This window comes from Streptomyces sp. ActVer, from assembly GCF_027270795.1.
Lineage (GTDB): Bacteria > Actinomycetota > Actinomycetes > Streptomycetales > Streptomycetaceae > Streptomyces > Streptomyces umbrinus_A.
Genome location: NZ_JAPWHT010000652.1, coordinates 1 through 4,116, shown reverse-complemented (window position 1 = coordinate 4,116; position 4,116 = coordinate 1). Strand labels below are relative to the sequence as shown.

3 protein-coding genes and 1 pseudogene are annotated in these 4,116 nt (G+C 71.5%); 2 read left to right on the top strand and 2 right to left on the bottom strand.

The genetic code is table 11. The features are described from left to right. Together O3Q52_RS49800 and hemQ are read left to right on the top strand one after the other, a co-directional pair. Positions 1-618: pseudogene (locus O3Q52_RS49800) on the top strand (FAD-dependent oxidoreductase); the annotation flags it as partial. Between the two features lie 4 nt (positions 619-622). Next, on the top strand, positions 623-1,360 hold the full coding sequence (gene hemQ, locus O3Q52_RS49795; RefSeq protein WP_269655038.1) for a hydrogen peroxide-dependent heme synthase: 738 nt from the start codon (positions 623-625) through the stop codon (positions 1,358-1,360). A 26-nt stretch (positions 1,361-1,386) separates the two neighbouring features. Here hemQ and O3Q52_RS49790 read toward each other — a convergent pair whose 3' ends face one another. Continuing rightward, on the bottom strand, positions 1,387-2,961 hold the full coding sequence (locus O3Q52_RS49790) for an alpha/beta hydrolase (protein WP_269655037.1): 1,575 nt from the start codon (positions 2,959-2,961) through the stop codon (positions 1,387-1,389). 129 nt (positions 2,962-3,090) lie between these two features. After that, positions 3,091-3,870: a TIGR04222 domain-containing membrane protein gene (locus O3Q52_RS49785; protein ID WP_269655036.1), complete on the bottom strand. Its 780-nt coding sequence runs from the start codon at positions 3,868-3,870 to the stop codon at positions 3,091-3,093. Positions 3,871-4,116 lie beyond the last annotated feature (246 nt).

The window sequence follows — 4,116 nt, the reverse complement described above, 5'->3', positions numbered from 1 at the left end:
GCCGGTGCCGGGGCCGGGCTGCTCGGCGCCGAGGCCCCGGCCGCCGCGGCCGAGCTCGCGACCGTCGAGTACGCCTCCATGGCGCTGATCACGCTCGCCTACCGCCGCGACGAGATCGCCCTCCCCGAAGGGAGCGGTTTTCTGGTGCCGCCTGTCGACGGGCGCACCATCAAGGCCTCGACGTTCGCTTCCCAGAAGTGGGGGTGGATCGCGGAGGAGGACCCGGACATGGTGGTCCTGCGCACGTCCGTCGGGCGGTACGGCGAGACGGAGATCCTCGGCCGGGACGACGCGGACCTCGTCGACGTGTCACGGCACGACCTGCGCGAGGCCACCGGCCTGGACGCCGAGCCCGTCGAGACCCGGGTGACCCGCTGGGCCGACGGACTGCCCCAGTACCCGGTCGGGCACCACGCGCGCGTGGCCCGCATCCGCGAGCACGTCGGCAAGCTGCCGGGCCTCGCCGTCTGCGGAGCGGCGTACGACGGCGTCGGCATCCCGGCCTGTATCGCGAGCGCGAACGCGGCCGTGGACAAGCTGACCGGCGACTGCGCCGGACTCACGGACGCACTGATCACGAACCCGGTGCAGAGCCTGCACGGCGGAGCGGGAGAATAGCCCCATGAGTGACGACGCCCCCACCACCGGCCAGGCCAGGATCCCGAACGCCGGCAAGAAGGCCAAGGACCTCAACGAGGTCATCCGCTACACCCTCTGGTCCGTGTTCAAACTTCGAGACGTCCTCCCCGATGACGCTGCGCGGGCCGGGTACGCGGACGAGGTCCAGGAGCTCTTCGACCAGCTCGAAGCCAAGGACGTCACGATCCGCGGCACGTACGACGTGTCGGGGCTGCGCGCCGACGCCGACCTCATGATCTGGTGGCACGCCGAGACGTCCGACCAGCTCCAGGAGGCGTACAACCTCTTCCGCCGTACGAAGCTGGGCCGCGCGCTGGAGCCGGTCTGGTCGAACATGGCGCTGCACCGGCCGGCGGAGTTCAACCGCTCGCACATCCCGGCGTTCCTGGCCGACGAGACGCCGCGGAACTACATCAGCGTGTACCCCTTCGTGCGCTCCTACGACTGGTACCTGCTGCCGGACGAGGACCGTCGCCGGATGCTCGCCGACCACGGCAAGATGGCCCGCGGGTACCCGGACGTGCGTGCCAACACGGTCGCCTCGTTCTCGCTCGGCGACTACGAGTGGATGCTCGCGTTCGAGGCCGATGAGCTGTACCGGATCGTGGACCTCATGAGGCACCTGCGGGCGTCCGAGGCGCGGATGCATGTCCGGGAAGAGGTGCCGTTCTACACCGGGCGGCGGAAGTCCGTCGCCGAGCTGGTCGCAGGGCTCGCGTAGCCCTGTACGTACACAGCCCCGCGCCTCTACAGGGGCGTGACCGGGGTCGGCTCCTTGTGCGGCGCGCAGGCCGCGCGTCGTACCGGGAGCTTGCCCTCCAGCAAGTACGCGTCCAGGTAGGCGTTGACGCAGGCGTTGGAGCCGCCGCCGATGCCGTGTGTGCCCGATGCCCGCTCGGTTACCAGGACCGAGCCGGACAGGCGCTGGTGCAGCTCCAGCGCACCGGCGTACGGCGTCGCCGCGTCCCGTTCCGCCGCCAGGATCAGCGTCGGCGGCAGCTCGCCCGGTGATGTGCGTACGTCGAGCGGACGCTGCCGGGACAGGGGCCAGTACGCGCAGGGCAGGTTCATCCAGACGTTGTCCCAGGTCTCGAACGGGGCCACGCGCGCGAGCCGGGTGTTGTCGCGGTCCCAGGTGTGCCAGGCCCGAGGCCAGGGCGCGTCGTTGCACTCGGTGGCGATGTAGACCGCCTTGCTGTTCTCCTGCTCCTCCACCGCGTCGGGGTTCGGGCCCGCCTGCCGGATCAGCGGCTGCGGGTCGCCCTTCAGATACGCGGAGAGCGCCAGCGCGCGCTGCGGCCAGTAGTCGTCGTAGTACCCGGCCTGCAGGAACGTGCTCTGGAGCTGACCCGGACCGACCTTGCCGCCCGCGGGTTCGGCGGCGAGCCGCGCCCGGGCCCGCTCGTAACTGCGCAGCACCTCCTCCGGCGTGCGGCCCAGCCCGTACACCTTGTGGTGCTTGGCGATCCAGGTGCGGAAGTCGGCCCAGCGGCCCTCGAAGGCGACCGACTGGTCGAGGTTGTTCCGGTACCAGACCTTCTCCGGGTCCGGGTTCACGGCCGAGTCGAAGACCATCCGGCGTACGTGCGAGGGGAACAGCGTCGCGTACAGCGACGCGAAGTACGTGCCGTACGAGGCCCCCATGAAGGTCAGCTTCCGTTCGCCGAGGGCGGCGCGCAGGACGTCCAGGTCGCGGGCGTTGTTGAGCGAGGAGAAGTGCCGGATCTCCCGCCCCGACCGCTCGACGCAGCCGCGCGCGAACGCCTTGGCCCGCGCGACACGCTCCTTCTTGTACGACTCCGAGGGGTACGTCGGCGACTGCGTGGGGCCCTTCAGGAGCCGCTTCGGGTCCTGGCAGGAGAGCGGCGCCGAGCGGCCGACCCCGCGCGGGGCGTAGCCGACGAGGTCGTACGCACCGGCGATGCGCTTCCACTCGGGGATCATGCCGATCAGCGGGAAGTACATGCCGGAGGCGCCGGGACCGCCCGGGTTGAAGACCAGCGCGCCCTGCCGCGCCACCGGCCGCTTGCCGTCCTTGCCGGTGGCCTTCACCCGGCTGACGGTCAGCTTGATCTTCTTGCCCTCGGGGTGCGCGTAGTCGAGCGGCACCTCCACCGTCCCGCACTGCAGGCTGCCCGGGGTGTCCTGCTCCTTTGAGCACATGCCGAACCGGATGCCCTCGGCGGCGGCGCGCTGGGCGGCGACGGCCGTGCCGTGCAGTTCGGTCCAGCCGACGGGGGTCTGGGCGCTGCCCGCGGGGGCGGCGACGACGGCGGTCAGAACCAGGGACCCGGCCGTTCCGTAGAGGGCGGCAGCTCGCATCGCGTTCCCTTCAGTGCACGGCAACAACAAAAGGGATATTTCGTTTGGTACTTGGCGAAGTAAAGCACCGGCCCGCCGGTGTCGTCCCAATGACCCCGATGCGCGTCCGGCGTGCGTCCCCGGCGCGCTCTAGGCGTGCGGTTCGCGGTGCGCGAAGGCCGCCCTCAGGTCCGGTTCGCCGATCGCGCGGATGCCGCGTACGGCCACGGTGGTGAGGTACGTACGGTCGTCGCTGCCGGTGTCCGCGCGGCGGGCCAGGGCGCTGAGCAGGTGCTGGCCGGCCGGGGACGCCCAGCGCGTGTAGGGGTGGACCTCGATCCGGGCTATGGCGAGGCAGCTCAGGGTGAGGATGAGCGGGAGCGTGAACCAGATGGCCACCAGGGCCCGGTTCTCCTGCGCCTGAGACGGCATCAACAGGGCGACCGCGCCCAGCACCAGCACGGCCGCCGCCGCGGCCCGCACCTGGCGCACGGCGCCCGCGACGGTGGTGCGGGCGCCGTCCGGCACGGCGAGACCCGCCGCGACGAGGCGGTCGGCGAGGACACGTACGGACTCCGCGGCGGCCGCGGTCGTACGGACCGGCGCGATCCGCGACTGCCCGTACGGGCCTATCGCGCCCAGCACCGAGCGCTCCATCTCGTCCCGGCCGCGCGGGTCCACGACGGTCGCCCAGCCGGTGTGGGCGAGCAGCAGGCGGCGCTGGCGGGCCATCGACACCAGTGTCAGATCGGCGACCCGCGCCGGGCCGCCCGACAGGAACGCCGCCTCGTACAGCGTGAGGCCGCGGCCCTGGAACCGGTCCGTCTCGTCGACGACGACGGCGGCGGCGCGGACGGAGGCCAGGCACAGACGCGTGCACGTGGTGCCGGCCGCGACCCAGGCCAGGAGCAGGAGGAGGACCCAGAACATGCGGGATTTCTATGCGAAGGAGGCCCGGGCGCGCCACGGCTTGTTCACAATTTGGACGGAGCGTCGCCACAGTGTGACGTTTCGCTTCGCTGCGTTCCGGTTGTCAGGGCTTCTTGTCCTCGGACTTGTCCCCGCCGTTGTCCCCGCCCTTCGAGGCCTCGGACTTCTTGGGCTCCTTGGATTCCTGCGGCTCGTCGTCCTCCGGCGGGCGGCTCGTCGCGGGCGGCGGCAGGGTGTAGGTCCGTG

Bases quoted from the DNA above. Each gene is read 5' to 3' on its own strand.
- hemQ (WP_269655038.1), top strand. From the start codon at position 623: ATGAGTGACGACGCCCCCACCACCGGCCAGGCCAGGATCCCGAACGCC.
- O3Q52_RS49790 (WP_269655037.1), bottom strand. From the start codon at position 2,961: ATGCGAGCTGCCGCCCTCTACGGAACGGCCGGGTCCCTGGTTCTGACC.
- O3Q52_RS49785 (WP_269655036.1), bottom strand. From the start codon at position 3,870: ATGTTCTGGGTCCTCCTCCTGCTCCTGGCCTGGGTCGCGGCCGGCACC.